Origin of the sequence: Arthrobacter sp. CJ23 (assembly GCF_024741795.1) — a bacterium.
GTDB lineage: Bacteria > Actinomycetota > Actinomycetes > Actinomycetales > Micrococcaceae > Arthrobacter.
The window spans coordinates 2,415,139-2,430,573 of the sequence record NZ_CP102950.1; the positions used below are offsets into that span (position 1 = coordinate 2,415,139).

18 protein-coding genes are annotated in these 15,435 nt (G+C 67.1%); 6 read left to right on the forward strand and 12 right to left on the reverse strand.

Annotation, left to right across the window (positions count from 1 at the left end):
* Positions 1–331: 331 nt before the first annotated feature.
* Complete coding sequence (locus NVV90_RS10650) at positions 332–1,075, forward strand: polyprenol monophosphomannose synthase (RefSeq protein ID WP_258437283.1); 744 nt, start codon at positions 332–334, stop codon at positions 1,073–1,075.
* A gap of 118 nt (positions 1,076–1,193) precedes the next feature.
* Here the strand turns inward: NVV90_RS10650 and NVV90_RS10655 are convergent, their stop codons facing one another.
* The 6 genes from NVV90_RS10655 to NVV90_RS10680 form a co-directional block, all read right to left on the reverse strand.
* The gene (locus NVV90_RS10655) at positions 1,194–1,541 is read right to left on the reverse strand and encodes an RNA polymerase-binding protein RbpA (protein ID WP_207616960.1); all 348 of its coding nucleotides are present in this window, start codon (positions 1,539–1,541) and stop codon (positions 1,194–1,196) included.
* 282 nt (positions 1,542–1,823) lie between these two features.
* Complete coding sequence (locus NVV90_RS10660; RefSeq protein WP_258437285.1) at positions 1,824–2,786, reverse strand: SPFH domain-containing protein; 963 nt, start codon at positions 2,784–2,786, stop codon at positions 1,824–1,826.
* A 98-nt stretch (positions 2,787–2,884) separates the two neighbouring features.
* On the reverse strand, positions 2,885–3,346 hold the full coding sequence (locus tag NVV90_RS10665) for an NfeD family protein (protein WP_258437286.1): 462 nt from the start codon (positions 3,344–3,346) through the stop codon (positions 2,885–2,887).
* An 80-nt stretch (positions 3,347–3,426) separates the two neighbouring features.
* On the reverse strand, positions 3,427–4,281 hold the full coding sequence (locus NVV90_RS10670; RefSeq protein ID WP_258437287.1) for a methyltransferase domain-containing protein: 855 nt from the start codon (positions 4,279–4,281) through the stop codon (positions 3,427–3,429).
* A gap of 44 nt (positions 4,282–4,325) precedes the next feature.
* A complete protein-coding gene (locus tag NVV90_RS10675) occupies positions 4,326–5,003 on the reverse strand; it encodes a peptide deformylase (RefSeq protein ID WP_258437288.1) in 678 nt (225 codons plus the stop codon).
* Positions 5,004–5,012: 9 nt separating this feature from the next.
* Positions 5,013–5,936, reverse strand: a complete 924-nt coding sequence (locus tag NVV90_RS10680) for a hypothetical protein (protein ID WP_258437289.1) — start codon at positions 5,934–5,936, stop codon at positions 5,013–5,015.
* Between the two features lie 81 nt (positions 5,937–6,017).
* Here NVV90_RS10680 and NVV90_RS10685 point away from each other — a divergent pair, with 81 nt between their 5' ends.
* A complete protein-coding gene (locus NVV90_RS10685) occupies positions 6,018–6,425 on the forward strand; it encodes a nuclear transport factor 2 family protein (RefSeq protein WP_258437290.1) in 408 nt (135 codons plus the stop codon).
* Positions 6,426–6,477: 52 nt separating this feature from the next.
* On the opposite strand, the gene NVV90_RS10690 is transcribed toward NVV90_RS10685, so the two are convergent.
* The 4 genes from NVV90_RS10690 to NVV90_RS10705 form a co-directional block, all read right to left on the reverse strand.
* A complete protein-coding gene (locus NVV90_RS10690; protein ID WP_258437291.1) occupies positions 6,478–7,611 on the reverse strand; it encodes an NAD(P)/FAD-dependent oxidoreductase in 1,134 nt (377 codons plus the stop codon).
* Positions 7,604–8,320, reverse strand: coding sequence for a class I SAM-dependent methyltransferase (locus NVV90_RS10695; RefSeq protein ID WP_258441138.1), 717 nt, complete (start codon positions 8,318–8,320; stop codon positions 7,604–7,606). Before NVV90_RS10695 ends, NVV90_RS10690 begins: the two co-directional genes overlap by 8 nt.
* Positions 8,317–9,453: a type III polyketide synthase gene (locus tag NVV90_RS10700; RefSeq protein WP_258437292.1), complete on the reverse strand. Its 1,137-nt coding sequence runs from the start codon at positions 9,451–9,453 to the stop codon at positions 8,317–8,319. The genes NVV90_RS10695 and NVV90_RS10700 overlap by 4 nt, the downstream gene beginning before the upstream one ends.
* Before the next feature lie 155 nt (positions 9,454–9,608).
* Positions 9,609–9,941: a hypothetical protein gene (locus NVV90_RS10705; RefSeq protein ID WP_258437293.1), complete on the reverse strand. Its 333-nt coding sequence runs from the start codon at positions 9,939–9,941 to the stop codon at positions 9,609–9,611.
* Positions 9,942–10,195: 254 nt separating this feature from the next.
* On the opposite strand from NVV90_RS10705, the gene NVV90_RS10710 reads away from it, so the two are divergent.
* The 3 genes from NVV90_RS10710 to NVV90_RS10720 all read left to right on the forward strand — a co-directional run bounded on the left by NVV90_RS10710 (position 10,196) and on the right by NVV90_RS10720 (position 12,757).
* Entirely contained in the window at positions 10,196–11,233 is a 1,038-nt protein-coding gene (locus NVV90_RS10710) for a hypothetical protein (RefSeq protein WP_258437294.1), read from the forward strand.
* A 3-nt stretch (positions 11,234–11,236) separates the two neighbouring features.
* The gene (locus NVV90_RS10715) at positions 11,237–12,010 is read left to right on the forward strand and encodes a hypothetical protein (RefSeq protein ID WP_258437295.1); all 774 of its coding nucleotides are present in this window, start codon (positions 11,237–11,239) and stop codon (positions 12,008–12,010) included.
* A 282-nt stretch (positions 12,011–12,292) separates the two neighbouring features.
* Positions 12,293–12,757 (forward strand): GatB/YqeY domain-containing protein, encoded by a 465-nt coding sequence (locus NVV90_RS10720; protein WP_258437296.1) that lies wholly within the window; start codon positions 12,293–12,295, stop codon positions 12,755–12,757.
* Between the two features lie 275 nt (positions 12,758–13,032).
* Here NVV90_RS10720 and NVV90_RS10725 read toward each other — a convergent pair whose 3' ends face one another.
* Positions 13,033–13,503 carry a M55 family metallopeptidase gene (locus tag NVV90_RS10725; protein ID WP_258437297.1) on the reverse strand — a complete coding sequence of 157 codons (471 nt, stop codon included), beginning with the start codon at positions 13,501–13,503 and terminating at the stop codon, positions 13,033–13,035.
* A complete protein-coding gene (locus tag NVV90_RS10730; protein WP_258437298.1) occupies positions 13,415–13,885 on the reverse strand; it encodes a M55 family metallopeptidase in 471 nt (156 codons plus the stop codon). The genes NVV90_RS10725 and NVV90_RS10730 overlap by 89 nt, the downstream gene beginning before the upstream one ends.
* Positions 13,886–14,091: 206 nt before the next feature.
* On the opposite strand from NVV90_RS10730, the gene NVV90_RS10735 reads away from it, so the two are divergent.
* The gene (locus NVV90_RS10735; protein WP_258437299.1) at positions 14,092–15,192 is read left to right on the forward strand and encodes a hypothetical protein; all 1,101 of its coding nucleotides are present in this window, start codon (positions 14,092–14,094) and stop codon (positions 15,190–15,192) included.
* Positions 15,193–15,435: the final 243 nt, after the last annotated feature.

Here is a 15,435-nt window from a genome sequence, read left to right on the forward strand (position 1 = left end):
CGGGGTGAATATCCGGGCATCCGGCCGCCGTCGGATCCTCCCGCCACCTGTGCCGGTGGATCCTCGATTCCATGGTCGCGGCATGCAGTGTGGGCAGGTCCATAAGGTTCTAGAAAACAGTTCGTCCGGCACGCAGCACGTCCGGATCCAACTGGTCCTGGACTTGTGGACCTGCCCGCAACATGCCGGTGCTGCGTAGCTTCGGCATGTGGCAGGCACCACAGCTAGCGGGAGGCCGCCTTCCTTCGTCCTATAATGGAGAGTTGCGCCAGAATGCCAGCCCCATGGCTGCTCCGGCACACTGACCGCTCCATCAAGGAAAGGCCTCTTCTTGCGTGTCCTGACGATCATTCCCACCTACAACGAGCTGGAATCCCTGCCGATAACCCTCGGAAGGCTGCGAGCCGCGGTGCCCGCCTCCGACGTCCTGGTGGTTGATGACAACAGCCCCGACGGTACTGGGCGGCTCGCGGACAGCATTGCCGCCGAGGACAGCCAGGTCCATGTACTGCACCGAAAGGGCAAGGAAGGCCTGGGTGCCGCGTACATCGCAGGATTCAGGTGGGGCCTTGCCGCCGGCTACGACGTCTTGGTCGAAATGGACGCCGACGGTTCGCACCAGCCGGAACAGCTGCCACTGCTCCTGGACGCCATCAACGACGGCGCCGACCTCGCCATGGGCTCCCGCTGGGTGCCAGGCGGCAGCGTGGTCAACTGGCCGCTGTACCGCCAAGCAATCTCCCGGATCGGCAGCACCTATTCACGGATCATGCTCGGCATGAAAATCAAGGACGTTACGGGCGGATACCGTGCCTTCCGGCGCAGCACACTTGAAGCACTCAAGCTGGACGAGGTTGAGTCGGTTGGCTACGGCTTTCAGGTGGACCTCGCCTGGCGTGTGGCGAAGCTCGGCCTGAAGATCGAAGAGCGTCCCATCACCTTCGTGGAGCGTGAACTGGGCGCATCCAAGATGAGCGGAAACATTGTTGTCGAGGCCATGATCAACGTCACGAGGTGGGGTCTCGCCGCACGCTGGGCAAAGCTGACCGGCCGCAAGACCCCGGTGGCCAAGTAGCCCGGAGTCCCGGCCAAACCACGCCAGACCAAAAGGCCGGGCCGGTCACTGTGAAACTTACACAGTGACCGGCCCGGCCTTTGTTGTCCAGATGCCCGTCTACAGGGCGGCCACAGCCTTAGGCCGAGCGGCGTTCCCCACGGCGTTCGCGGAGGATGTTCAGGCGGTCCTCGAGGATGGTCTCCAGCTCCGGAAGGCTGCGGCGTTCCAGCAGCATGTCCCAGTGGGTGCGGACAGCCTTCTCGTTGGCGTCAACCGGGCGTTCGCCGTCCACCAGGAGGGCTTCCTTGCCGGTCTTGGAAACCCAGACAGGAGGGATTTCGGCTTCGGCGGAGAAAGTGACGAAGACCTGCTCGCCGTCCTCGCAGCGGTATTCGACCCGCTGGCGCGGTGCCGGCTCCACACCGGATTCGGTTTCCATGCTCTGGGCGCCAAGGCGCATACCCCGCAGGCTGCGATCGCTCATGATTACTCCTCTGTCTGTTCGCGGAGCCGTACCCCGCGCTAGCCGGATGCCGATTGCGCGTCTTCCGGACTACTGTCTGCACTCGTTGCATCACTAGATGAAACGCCTGACCAAGCTTTATTGTTCCGTTCGGAATGATCCGGCCGGACAAATATCCCATTATACGCGGTTTCCGCCCGGCAGGACAAAGCAGCGGGCTGAACCGCGCGGGAACCGGAGAACAGCAATGGCCGGCCAGAACCTGGCCGGCCATGTGCCGTTGAACATCAGTTCCCCCGGCGGCTATTCAGCGGAACTCTTGGCCTCGCTGTTTTCGCTGCCGCTCGCGTTCGTGAACAGCCCGGCGGCCGGGGACTCCGCGTTGGTTCCGCCCAGCGCACGGCCGATGCCCTTCAAGGCCTCGCCGATTTCGCTGGGGACGATCCAGAGCTTGTTCGAGGATCCTTCCGCGATCTTGGGAAGGGTCTGAAGGTACTGGTAGGCCAGCAGCTTCTGGTCCGGGTTGCCCTTGTGGATTGCGTCGAAGACCTTCTGGATGGCCTGGGCTTCACCGTCGGCGCGCAGGATGGCTGCCTTGGCGTCACCTTCGGCCGCGAGGATGGCAGCCTGTCGCTGGCCCTCGGCAGTCAGGATCTGCGACTGTTTGGTGCCTTCGGCGGTCAGGATGGCTGCACGACGGTCACGCTCGGCGCGCATCTGCTTTTCCATCGAGTCCTGGATGGAGTGGGGCGGGTCGATGGCCTTGAGCTCAACTCGGGAAACTCGGATGCCCCAGCGCCCGGTGGCTTCGTCCAGCACGCCACGCAGCTGGCCGTTGATCTGGTCGCGCGAGGTCAGGGCTTCTTCAAGGTTGAGCCCGCCCACCACGTTGCGGAGCGTGGTGGTCGTCAGCTGTTCCACTGCCTGGATGTAGTTGGCGATCTCATACGTGGCGGCCCGGGGGTCCGTCACCTGGAAGTACACCACGGTGTCGATGGAGACAACCAGGTTGTCCTCGGTGATCACCGGCTGCGGCGGGAACGACACCACCTGTTCGCGGAGGTCGAGAAGCGGCAGGAGCCGGTCGACAAACGGGATCAGGATGGTAAGCCCCGGGTTGAGCGTGCGCTGGTACTTGCCGAGACGTTCAACGACGCCGGCACGTGCCTGCGGGATGATCCGGACCGAGCGGACCAACACGATGATTACAAATATGACGAGAACAATCAGCACTATCGCGGCTGCTGTTCCTCCCAAGCCATCCATACATCTCCTTCATTCCCCAGTTGCGTGGTTTGATGCGGTGTACACCGCGGCAGTGGCATGGAACGCTGTCCGCCGCGGACGTTTTCTGCTGGCTGCGTTTAGTGCGGGCTGTTGTCGGAAGTCGAAGCGACCACCGCCGTCGCGCCGTCGATCTTGGTCACTTCCACCGTTTCCCCGGCCTCAATCAGGCCGCCGGTGCTCCGCGCACTCCAGACGTCGCCGCCGATTTTGACGAGGCCGCCGGTGCCGCTCACTGCTTCCATGACGAGGGCGGACTGTCCGATGAGCCGGTCAACATTGGTGCGCTGCTCCGCCGGTCCCTTGCGCAGGTGTTTGAGCGCGACAGGACGGACGAATGCGATCATCAGGAGGGAGACGACGGAGAAGACCACGATCTGCAGCCAGAAATCGGCGCCGGCGAAGTCTGCGATCAGCCCCGCCAGGGCCCCGCCGCCGAGCATGATGAAGAAGAGATCCAGAGTCAGCATCTCCACCACGGCAAACGCCAGGAAGACTGTGAGCCACAGGGCCCACCAGTTCTCGCCAAGCCATTCGAACATCGTTCCCCCTTGTTCCCGGACCCGCATTGGCGGAATCGCAGTAGCTGTCTTTCCATCCTAGCCCGGCGGTTGCGTTCCCGTCAGGACGCCTGCTTGGCGGTGTTGAATACGGTGATGGCAAACTTGGCGTTGGCCGTGACGGCGCCGTCGTCCTGCACCGACCGTGCCAGTTCCGCACGGTCCAGGTGATGCCCGGCCGGGCCCATGTAGGCGAGGTCTGCGAGCTCGGCCCCGCTCAATTCCAGCCTGATATCCAGTTCCGTAGTGGTGCCGTGCGCGAAGTGCTCCTGCATCCTTTCGGAAAGGCGTTCGGCCTTGCCGTCCTCGATGCCGAGCATTCCGCTGCGCTCGGCAATCTCCGCCAGGTGGCCAGGGCGGGGCGTCACCACGATGAGACTCCCACCCGGCCGGAGGACGCGTGCAAATTCGGCTGGGTTGCGCGGAGCAAACACCACCAGCACGACGTCGACGGCGGCGTCGGCGATCGGCAACGGGCGCCAGATGTCCCACACGAGGTTGACGGCGTCCGGATTCAGCCGGGCCGCCCGGCGGAGCGCGAACTTGGAGATGTCCAGGCCGATGGCGGCGGCGGGCGAACGGTCCAGGACTGCCCGCAGGTAGTGGCCTGTGCCCGTGCCGGCGTCGAGCACCACGGCGTCGGGAGGGGCAAGCGCCGGCGCGGCCAGCTCCGCAACTGCGGCCGCCATGGCCGTGTAGTGGCCCGCCGCCAGGAAAGCATGGCGGGCTGCCACCATGTCGGCCGAGTCGGCTTCGAAGGGCGTCCCCTTGCCGGTCAGGAGGTTGAAATAGCCCTGCTTGGCGGCGTCGAAGCTGTGTCCGTTGCCGCAGACGAGGGCAGCCCGGGGACTGGTGGTCCGGCGCAGCGGGTCCTGGCAAACGGGACAGCGCAAGGAGGCAACGGCGTCGGGAAGCATGGTCTCAATCCTACGGGGCCGGGAGCCGCCGTTGCCGCTGACTGTCAGTCGTTGAGGAAGCCCAAGGCCCGGCGGGCCGCATCGATTCCGTGCCCTGCCCAGTTGGCCGAGTACTCGGAGTTGTTGGACAGGGACCTCAGTTCGGCGCGGTCGAGGTAGAGCGCTCCGTGCAGGTGGTCCGTTTCGTGCTGCACGATCCGGGCCTGCCAGCCGGTGAAGTCCGCGGCCGCGCCCGCACCGTCCGGACGCAGATACTCGAGGCGCACGTCCCGGTGCCTGGTGACCACCGCCTGCAGGCCGTTGACCGACAAACAGCCTTCGAAGAACGAGGCAGATTCGGCGCCCAACGGCTCATAGCGTGGATTGAGCATGGCGAAGAACTCCAACGGTCCGCGTCCGCGCAGTGCCGCCGCGGCCGGATCGATGTCGAACTGGTCCTCCAGGACTGCGAGCTGCAGCGGAATGCCCAGCTGCGGCGCCGCAAGCCCGACGCCGGGTGCGGCGTGCATGACCGCGCGCATCCGGCCGATGAGCAGCCCGAGTTCGGCGTCGTCAAGCTGGCCGTCGTACGGAGCCGCGTGCTGCCGCAGGACCGGGTGTCCGGCCTGCACGATGGGCGGCAGGTCCTCGAGGTCCAGAAGCTGCAGGACCGTGTCCCTGATGCGGGAGGCACTGAACGTGGTCCCTGGGCTCGCGGCGATGGGTCGGGGCTGGTGGCTCATCCTTCGAGCCTATCGTCCGCTGCATGCAGCCGTGACGAAGTCCAGGATGTCACCGCGCAGCGCCGCGGGAGCAGCCACCTTGACCGTCCCGCTGCTCCTGCTCCCGCTCCCGTTGAGCGAAACGTGGAACGGAATGAGTGTGCCGACTTTGTCCTCGGCGACGGCGTGGGGATCGCAGCGTGCCGGCCGGATATGCAGCTCGAGCCGGCTGGGCGGATCAATGCCGCGCACGGTGACGTTCCGGGGCCACTGCCGTGCGGGATCTGCCGCGAGCAGCGTCGTTTCACCGATCGATTCGATCGTCACCGAGCCCGGACCTCCAACCGGTTCAAGGCTCAGCTGCAGTACCGCCGTCCCCGCCGCCGCATCGGCGTGAAGCACGGGCAGCCAGGAAAGCCTCACCACATCTGCCATGTTCCGGTCCAGGCACAGTTCCGCGTGGTTACGGTCCAGCACTCCGAATGGATCCGTCACGGGCAGCTGGATGAGGTCCGGGGTTCCACGCAACTGCACGGTCATCTGGGCGGCGGGCTGCGGCTTTGGTTCCGACGCACTGCACACGGCCGCCGGAAGCTGTGCCGGCAGGCTCTTCGCCAGGCCCGGCGGTATTTCCGTGCCGTCCGTGCTGGAGGACCAAACGGCGGGGCCGTTGAAGGCCGGGGAGTCGAGCACTGCACTGACCACCGTGACCGGCCGCATCCCGGTGTTGCTGAGTTGGAGCTCGATGACGTGGGTGGCGTAGTTGTCGCGGGACTGGTTGATCTGTCCGGTCAGCCCCGGAACGGCGGGCGTGGTGTCCGGTGAGGGAGTGCCGGTGCCGTCCGACGCGCACGAGGTGGGAAGGACTGCCGCGAGCATCATCACGGCAATGCAATGCCCGACGGCGGCCGCGCGCCGTCGTCGTCCGCCCACTGCTTGCGTCCGGGCACCCATGACTGCAGTCTAAGACGTTGCGCGGAAGTCTGTACCTGGCCCCCACGGGCGTGGACGTGCGGCCTGGGCTAGGCTCGTCGGATGAGCGAAACGACCCCTTTGGAATGCGTGCTTGGATTCGTCCGGGCAGTGGAGGCCGGCGGTGGTGCCGGGCGGCTGCGGCCCTATCTGGCCGAGGAGTTCCGGCTCACGGAATGGCCGAATGCCCTGGCGAAATCCGGGGCGACCCGGGATCTGCAGGAAACGCTGTCCGGGGCCGATCAGAGCGGTGACATCGTTGCCGGGCAGCGCTTCGAGGTCGTGCGAAGCACGTGCGACGGCAACCGTGTGGTGCTGGAAATGAACTGGTCCGCCACGTTGCTGATGGACCTCCCGCACTGGGATGCCGGGGACACCATCCGGGCGCGCAGCATGGCGGTCTTCGAAGTGCGTGACGGCATGATCATCAGCCAGGACAGCTACGACTGCTACTACACTCAGCCGGACTGAGGCAGCGGTACTGAGAACTGCTGGGAGGGCTCCATTCTTGACCCAGGGCGTGTCAGTGCATGGTGAAGCGACGTGCCACCAGGTCCGCGACGGCGGGTATCGCGATGGCGCCGGCGAACATCCGGTTTCTGGCGGCGAGCACCTGCGGAGGCAGGGGCCGCCCGAGGGCCATGTTCAGGCCGGCCTGCCACGCTGCACGTGAAGCCACATGGTGGCGGCTCCGCTCGTATTCCTGCAGCTCCCGGCCCACAGCTCTGCCGGCCAGTGCCATGCCGACGAGCGGGGCCAGGGCAGCGGCGTCAAGCCAGCCCAGATTCATGCCCTGGCCACCGATCGGGCTGATCTCGTGCGCGGCGTCGCCCAACAGCGCCACCCTTCCGTGGATGGTTCGCCTGGCAAGCCTCGAGCGGACCTCGAAAGCGCTAAGCATCGAATTGCTTTCCGCATCGAGCGCCGTGCCCGTGCGGACCCGGATCAAGTGAGCGAGGAGCTCCGCAGTCGGCTCCATGCACGGTTCGCCCAGCCGGACCACCCAGCGGCGGATGCCACCCGGCAACGGAAAGCACTCCACGATGCCCTCAGGCTCCAGGAACAGCACGGCGTCATGCCCGTGCGGAGTACTGTCGCCAAAGTCGCCCATGATGTAGCAGTCCGGATAGTGGCGCACGCGGTCTTGCTGCCCCAGGCGGCCGCGGATCCGTGAATGGGCGCCGTCCGCGGCAATCACGAGTCTCGACGACAACTCGAGCACCTCATCGCCGAGGCGGGCCCGGACAAGGACGCTGCCGCCGGCGTCGAGCACGTCAAGCACCTCGACGCCACGGCGCAGGGCCTCCGGGGCCGCATCCCGGACGATGTCCTCGAGCACCTGCTCGGTGCTTGCCTGCGGCACGGACAGTATGAAGGGAAACTCCGGCGACGTTCCACTGAAGTCCAGTCCGGCCACCCTCCGCCCACGGCTGTAGGCCGTGCCGCGGACGATCCGGACGCCCTGCTCGGCCAAGGGCGCTGCGGCCGCGACCGTGTCCAGCACGGCCAGTGCGGGCGGATGGATGCCGATGGCCCTGCTTCGTCCGCTGCGGGTTCCGCGTTGTTCCAGGATGGAGACGTCCAGCCCTTGGCGGAGCAGGAGTGCTCCCATGAACAGGCCCACGGGGCCCGCGCCAACGATGATGACGTCATGCACCGGTGCGATCTTCCTGCCGGTACGTCAGCAGGTTGTGCCAGGGCCCATGCCATTCCACTTGCCACGCGGGCGGCACGGCTGCACGCAGTTCATCCGGCGTGTAGCTCCTTCGGATGGATGTGAGCCCGTCGCCGCAGATGTAGGAACCGAGTCCCAACGGCCAGAAGCCGGCCCCGAAGAGATAGTAGGCGGCCGCACTGCGACGGAGATCGTTGTGGATGGCCCATCCGGTGCAGAGTTGCTCGGAGTCGTCCAGCACGCCGGCCAACTGCTCGGGCGTGAGGTGGTGGAGGATGTGGTTGGAAATCACGACGTCGAAGCGGCGTCCCTCAGCCACGAGCTCACTGCTGAAGCACTTCCGGTACGTCACGGCGTCGTTGGGCACCGCGTGACTGGCAAAGCGGAACGCGCGCTCGTCCGGGTCGATGCCAGTCACCTCCAACGCCAGGCCGTCGCGCCGGGCCCAGCCGGCCAGGTTGCGGGCGACGTCGCCGCCCCCGCAACCGATGTCCAGCAGCGTCGCGGCGCCCTGCGAAACCAGCAGCGGCCTGATCTGCTCCCGGTAGATGCCGTGCCAGCCGGACAGCAAACGGTTGACCATCGGGAATCGCGCGTAACTGCGGTTGAGACGGCGGAGATCGCAGTCCGCCTTGTCCATGTCCTCAACCGCGTCCACGGCACGCTCGCGGAGCAACCCGGCCGGCATCAGGGCCCGGCGGAGACCAAGGTGAACAGTCCTGTCTCCACGGTAAGGCCCGGGCCGAACGCCATGGAACAGATTCTCTCCTCGCGTCCGGCGGGTGCCTGCTCGAGGATGTGTTTGAGGACAAACAACACTGTGGCGCTGCTCATGTTGCCGAAGTTGCGCAGGGTTTCGCGCGAGGGCACCAGCTGTTCCTCCGTGAGCTCGAGCTTGGCCTCCACTTTGTCCAGGATGCTGCGCCCGCCGGGATGGATGGCCCAGTGTGTGATGTCGCGGTAAGCGAGTCCCTTCAGCGCAGGTTCCCGCGCCAGGAGTGGCTCGAGCGCCCCGGTGATGTGTTCTTCGATGATGTGCGGGACATACGTGCCGAGCACCATTTCAAAACCTTCGTCACCGATGTTCCAGGCCATGGCTTCCTCGCCGACGGGCGTCAGAACGGTTTCGAAGTGGTCGAGGCGGATGACCGGATCCGGCCCCTGCGGTTCACGGGCGCTCACGACGGCGGCGGCGGCGCCGTCCGCAAAGATTGCCGAGCCCATGATGGTGTCCGGATCATTGGACGTGCGCACGTGCAGGGAGCATAGCTCCGCACAGATCACCAGGACGACGGCGGCCGGATCAGCCTCGCAGAACTGCCGGGCTGCCCTGAGTGCGGGAAAGGCCGCGTAGCAGCCCATGAAGCCCAAGTGATAGCGCTGCACGGCCGGACTCAGTCCGAGCGCACGGACCACCTTGTAGTCGGGCCCCGGGTTGTAGAAACCGGTGCAGGAAACCGTGATGACGTGGGTTATGTCAGCCAGATCAAGATCCTGGACCGCGGAGACTGCGGCCTTCGCAGCCTCTATGAACAGCTTGGTGGCTTCCGTGGCAAAGAGTTCGTTCCTGACTTTGGTGCTTGGACTCATGACTTCATTGGTGGCCCGGTTGAAAAAGGCCGGGTTGTCGGGGCGGGCATCGAGGCTCAATTCCGCGACCGCGGTGTAGCGGGTGTCTATGGCCGCAGAATCAAAGCATGTGGTGACAAGCCTGGATCCGAGGCGTGTCAGACCTGCCTGGGTGGCAAAGACGTCGCGGGCCTGCGTCTGGACAAGAACGGTGGGAGGAACGGCGGTTTCCAAGGACCTCACGTATACCGGCATGCTTCATTCTCAGTGTGTGGGGGGTGGTTGGCAATGGTGTGGGTGGGTAGGGTGGGGTGTTCGTGGTGTTTTGGTGTGGGGTGGTTGGTGTGTGGGGGTGGTGTGGTGCGTGCTAGGCCGTATGTGTTCCGGCAGGTCCCGACGGTGTGGGTGGACTACAGCACGGGGGCGGGGGTGTTTTCGGATGGCCGTGGGGTGGCCGCGGTTCCGGGCGCGGGGCGGAAGAGCCCGAACTTGGCCGACATCCTGGAGATGGCGGGGTGGGCGGGCGCGGAGCGGGTGATGTTCACCGGAAGGGTGCCGGTGAACGAGCGTTCGGTCCGGCATTGGCTCCTCGTCCGTACGCCGGGTTGGTCTGCGGGCTGGGCCGACCCGTCCGGGAGAATGGTGGGGCATTGGCTCGGGACCCCGGTGACGGGCCGGTTCGAACGGGCCGCGACGGGGCAGCGGATCGAGGTGAGAACGGCCGCGGAGTGGTTCGGGAACACGGCCCTGTCTCCGGGACAGGCCCGCCTGGCGTGGGACGCGACGGCGTTCCTGGTCGGGGAAGCGTTCAAAGGCCAGGTGCTGGGGAAGACCCCGGCGGCGACGGGCACGAACCTGTGGGCCGCGTCGTTGTCGGCGGGGGCTGGATCCGGAACCGGTCACGGACGATATCGCCCAGGAACTGCACCGCACCACGGGCCAGCACCATCTCGAGCATCTGGTCGCGGGCCCGGCGTCAAGCACCCATGAGGACTGCGTGCCCCTGGTGGACCCGGCCGCCCGGCCTCGTTTGGGGGCGTTCGCGTATGTTGACGGGCGTTTCATGTACGCGGCGCTGTGCCGGGAGCTCGGGACCGGCCCGGGAACACGGTTGAACCGTGCGGACACGGTCGATCTGCTGGACCGCGACCCTTACGCGAGGGCCCGGGTGCTGGTCCGCTTCAAGGTCCCCGAGTCATGGAATCATGTCGGTGTCCTGGGCGTGCAGCACCGTGATCCCGGGCAGGGCTGGTATTACCCGAACCGGCCGGGCGCGGCCGGGCAGGCCTGGGCGGACACGGCCGAGTTGCATGTCGCCCGGAAGGCCGGGTGGATGATCGATCCGCTGGAATCCGTGGCGTTCACGAAGACCATCGCCGGCGCCGGGGGCAAGGCTGTCGCGGCCCGGCCCTTGGATACCTTCGCGAACCGGGTGATCCGGATCCGTGAGCTGGTGGACACGGACCCGGAAATGCCGGTGCCGGTCAAAGCGGGCGTGAGCGCGGCGTTACGGGCGATCATGATCCAGACGATCGGCGCGTTTGCGTCCCGGGGCCGGGCCTCGACGGTGGTCGCGTGGAGCCCGCAGGATGTCCCGGCGGAATATCTTTCGAGCATGGAACGCAAGGGCGAGGCGTTCGTGTACCGGGTGTCGGCGCCGGTCTCTTCCCAGCAGCGCCCGTATTACCGGCCGGAACTCGCGGTCCAGGTGTGGGCGCGGGGCCGGGCGAGGGTGCTGCTGGGCCCGAGCGCGCTGGGGCCGGACACGGCCGGGGCGTTGACGGTGCCTCCCGGTACCTTGCTGGGCATCAATGGTGACGCGATCTACACCAGTTACGTCCCTGGCTGGGCGAAACCGGTCCGGCATGGGGGCGGGGACGACGGGAAGATCGGGCGTCTGCGCCTGCAGGGGGTGGTGGAGAACGTGAAGACACCGCTGACCCGGGAGGAACGGGACCGGTTGCGGGTCCGGGCGGTGCGGGCGGGCACGGACTCGGCGTTTTTCGACACCGAGTTCGCGACCCCGGAGGATTGATCCATGGCTGTCATTGATCCGGGCCGGATGAGCCCGCAGGAACTGGTCCTCCACCTGAGGGCCGTCTACGGCTATACGTGGAAGGAGCTGGGGGAGCGGCTGGGCCGTTCGGAGCGGATGCTGCGCAAGGTCGCGGCCGGGCAAAGCCGCGGCGAGGCGTACCGGCAGGCGTTGACCGAGCTCCACGAGCGCGGTGAAGTCACGCACATGCCCTCGCGCCGGCGCGGCAGGGACGGGCATCTGGTGCCGGTGCGTGCGAAGGCCGGCACCCCGGCCGGCACGGTGGTCCCGGAGGACACCGGGGGCACCTTCGCGCGGCTCTCCGCCCGCGGGGCGTTCCACAGCACCACCACCGATTTCCCGGAGGGCGGCAGGCAGTACAGTGTCCAGATGCCCAAGAGCGCCCGGGCGAAGGGCCGCCTCGCGGGCATCGGCGAACTCCACCAGCGTTTGCTCTCGATTTCCCGGTCCCAGGCCCGGCACGACAAACGGGTGAAGCTGCAGGTCATCTACCGTACGGACGGGCGGGGCCGTGTCATGGAGATCGGTTCCAAATCCGGGTACCACGCCTCCGACATCCTCAGCGATGTCAGGGACCTGCACGGCGGGGACATGACGTCCTGGATCCTCTCCCAGAGCCGGGAGCGTTACGAGAACCTGGACCTGAAAAAATCACCGCTGGTCTCGGTCACGATGACGGTCTTCAATGCCGTCCGGACCAAGCCTGCCCGCAAGGCCCAGGACGCCGCGGGAACCCGCCGGCGCCGCCGACGCTGAACCGACCACACCACCCCGCCAAGGGCCAACCCTGCCGGACAGCACCGGACAGCACGGGACAATACGGGGCTGGACACCGGGAAGGGCGCTCGCCGCCGGTGGGGCCCGGGTGCGGGTGTGCCCTTGCTGCCGGGCCGTGCCATGGCCCGGTGGCAGGGGCACGCATGATCTCGTGCCTGCAAAAGAGGAATCTGCACATGAGGGGGCGTCCCGGTGCGTCATGGGGGTGCGGGGCGTGAAGAATGAAAGGTACCCCATCACTGAAAAGGAACCCCCGTTGCCATGAGTACTTTGAAGGAACGCCTCCACGCCGATGTCATCACCCATATGAAAGACCGTGACAAGACCGCGCTGGCCACGGTCCGTAACGTGCTGGGCGAGATCGAAACCCGCGAAAAGTCCGGCAAGAGCCCCGTCGCGCTCGACGACGCCCAGGTCACGGCCTTGCTCCAGAAGGAGGCCGCGAAACGCCGCGACACGGCCCGCATCTACGCCGAGGCCGGCGAGAGCGGCCGTGCGGCCGCGGAGATCGCCGAGGCCGAAATCATCGAAAGCTACCTGCCCCGGGCGCTGGGCGCAGCCGAGGTCGAAACCATCATCGACGAGGCCCTCGCCGCGCTCAGGGCCCAGGGCCAGGAACCCACCCTGCGCCAGATGGGCGCCGTGATGAAGCCCGTGACCGCGAAGATCGCCGGCCGCTTCGACGGCAAGGCCGTTAGCGACCTCGTCCGGGCCCGCCTGAGCTGACCGCCGCCCCCGCACCGGCTCCACCCGGCGAAGGGGTGCCATCGTGGGAAGGGGTGCCGCCGCGGCCGATGGCCCGCCCCGGGCCCGCACCACGCTCCGGGGGCCTCGGACGGCGTCAACGGCTCCCCGCCTGCCCCGTGCCCCCCCTTGACGGGCCGGCCACGCAAGCCGCTCCGCCCCCCGGCGTGGGCGGCCTGCGGCACCCCACGCTCTGGGGGCCGGCGCCGGGACGGCGCCTGCCGCCCCCGGGCCGGGCTCCGGGGTCCCTGCCCTGCTTAGCGCCGCATGAAGAGTGCTGTCTTGGCGTGCATGGCGCTCGCGGCGAGTTCGTAGAACACGACGATCAGTCCGAGGACTTGGCCGGCATCCGTGACCGTGCATTCGACCGAGCGCTCGCTCGTGCGCCGCGCACCCGGAATCGACAGGGCAAGCTCGGCGGCGGTTGCCGTGGGCATATCCACCGCAACCCTGAACTGCGTCGGCAGTTCCGGAACGGTGAGGGTTGCCGCGTTCCGCACGGCGCGCGCCGCGGCGTCGCGGATGGCTCCGCGGGCCACGGAAGGCGCAAGCGATGCGGTGGACGTGTAGCCGTGCGCGACTTTGACCTCGACGGCCTCGACTCCGGCGAACTGCTCCCGTGCGATGCGGCAGATCACGTCATCGCCGCTGACGAGCCCGACGGGTACCCCGAGCGAGGCCGCGTACATGGCGTTGACCTCGGCCTCCGAGACCACCGCACCGTTCACCCGTACCTGCGTGAAGTGGCTTGAAAAGGTGTGCGCAAGCACGCCGTATTCTCCCGCGGGGGGCGTGGTAGCCGATGAACAAGGCGACGTCGCAATCCGCGGTGAGTCCCTCGGCCATGCACTGCGCCTTCGGACTGCCGAACACGACGATGGCCCGGGGGTCCAGAAGCTCGTGGATCAGGTTGTCCATCGTGCCGTGCGAATCGTTGATGACAACCTCCTCCGCACCGGCGTCGAAGGCACCCGCGATGGCGGCGTTTGCCTCAAGCGTCATCAATTCCTGTGCACGTGGATAGCCGTAGCCGCCGCGGACGACCTGGTCAAAGGTCGCGACGCCGGCGACGCCCTCCATGTCGATCGAGATGAATGTCTTGACGCTCACGAGCTCTCCTTCGAAGGTGGGGCGCGCAGACGGGACTGCGCCCATGGACCTCAGTATTGCGGCCACACACCTCACCGCGCCTGGGCCGGGGCAACCAATGCAGGGCTTCAGCATTGTTTGATCGGACGAAGTGCGGGGGCGGTGGAGCGTCGAAGGTAGAGGGACAAGACACCAGTGGACTCACCGCCACGAGAAGGGGAATCACCGTGACGCCCAACACCTCTACGAACCGCCCGCTTGAGCTCGAAGATCTCGGGCGCTTCGTGGTGCCGGCCGAGACCGCGATCTCGCCAGATGGCACGCTCGTGGTCTTCACCCGCACGGAAACCTTGAACGGCACGGCGCACAGCTCGCTCTGGGCGGTCAGCGACGGCTCCGAGGCCCGCCCTCTGACGAGCGGCCCGGCCGATTCCGGCCCGCAATTCGTTCCCGATGGCTCCGCTGTGCTCTTCCTGCGGGCCTCCGATGGACCAGCCCAGGTGTACCTGCTGCCCATCGGAGGAGGCGAGGCGCGGGCACTGAGCTGCGCCGCCGACTTCCCCCTGGGTGTTGCGGCCGCGCGCGTCAGCCCCGAGGGCCTGCGCCTGGCCATCACCGCACCGGTTTCGCGCAACGCAACGGGATCCGTGGTGGAAGAGCCGATCGTGATCGACAGGCTCGGCTTCAAGACCGATGGGCTCGGCTGGAACGCGGCCGTTCGGCTGCACCTCTTCGTGAGCGAGATCGCCTCCGGCCACGTGCGGCGCCTCAGCGACGGCGACTGGAATGCCAGCGAGGCAAACTGGTCCCCCGACGGCCTGCTGATCGCCTTCACGGCCGCCATCGAACCTGGCAGCGACCTCGATTGGACGAGCGGCGCCTACGTGCTCGACGTCGACGCCAAGATGCCGCTGCCGCGCCGCATCGGCCAGGCCACCAGCGTCAGCGGGGCACTGTCATGGTCACCGGATGGTGGCTCCGTGATCGCGGTCGGGAATCGCGCTCCGCGCACCGGCAACGCCGAGCTCCTTCGTCTTTACCTCGGCACGGATGCGGCCGACGCCTCGCTCACTGCCGCGCTGGACCGCAATGTCATGGCTCGGCTTCCCGGGCTACCCCGGCGGGCGCCCGACGTTTCGTGCCGACGGCTCCGAGATCCTCTACTGCCCACGAGAGCGCGGCTGGACGCAGCTGCACGCGCTCGCCGCCGATGGCACGGGCTCACGGGCATTGCTCGCAGGGCCCCACCAGGTGGTCTCTGCCCTGTCCGTGGCGTCCGCTTGCGCGCGTGTGGCCTTCGTGCTCACGACCCAGCAGAGCCTGGGTGAGGTCGCGACGCTGGACCTGGCGACGGGCGTCCTGACGGTGCTCACGAGATTGCGCGAGAGCACCCTGGCCGGCATCGAGCTGTTCGAGGCCGAAGAACGCGAGTTCACCATCACCGATGGCACGCGCGTTCATGGGTGGTTGCTCTCGGCCCCGCAGACCGAGGGCGCGGCGCCCCTGCTGCTCGACATTCACGGCGGCCCCCACAACGCCTGGAGCGGTGTCGCTGACGGCGTTCATCTTTA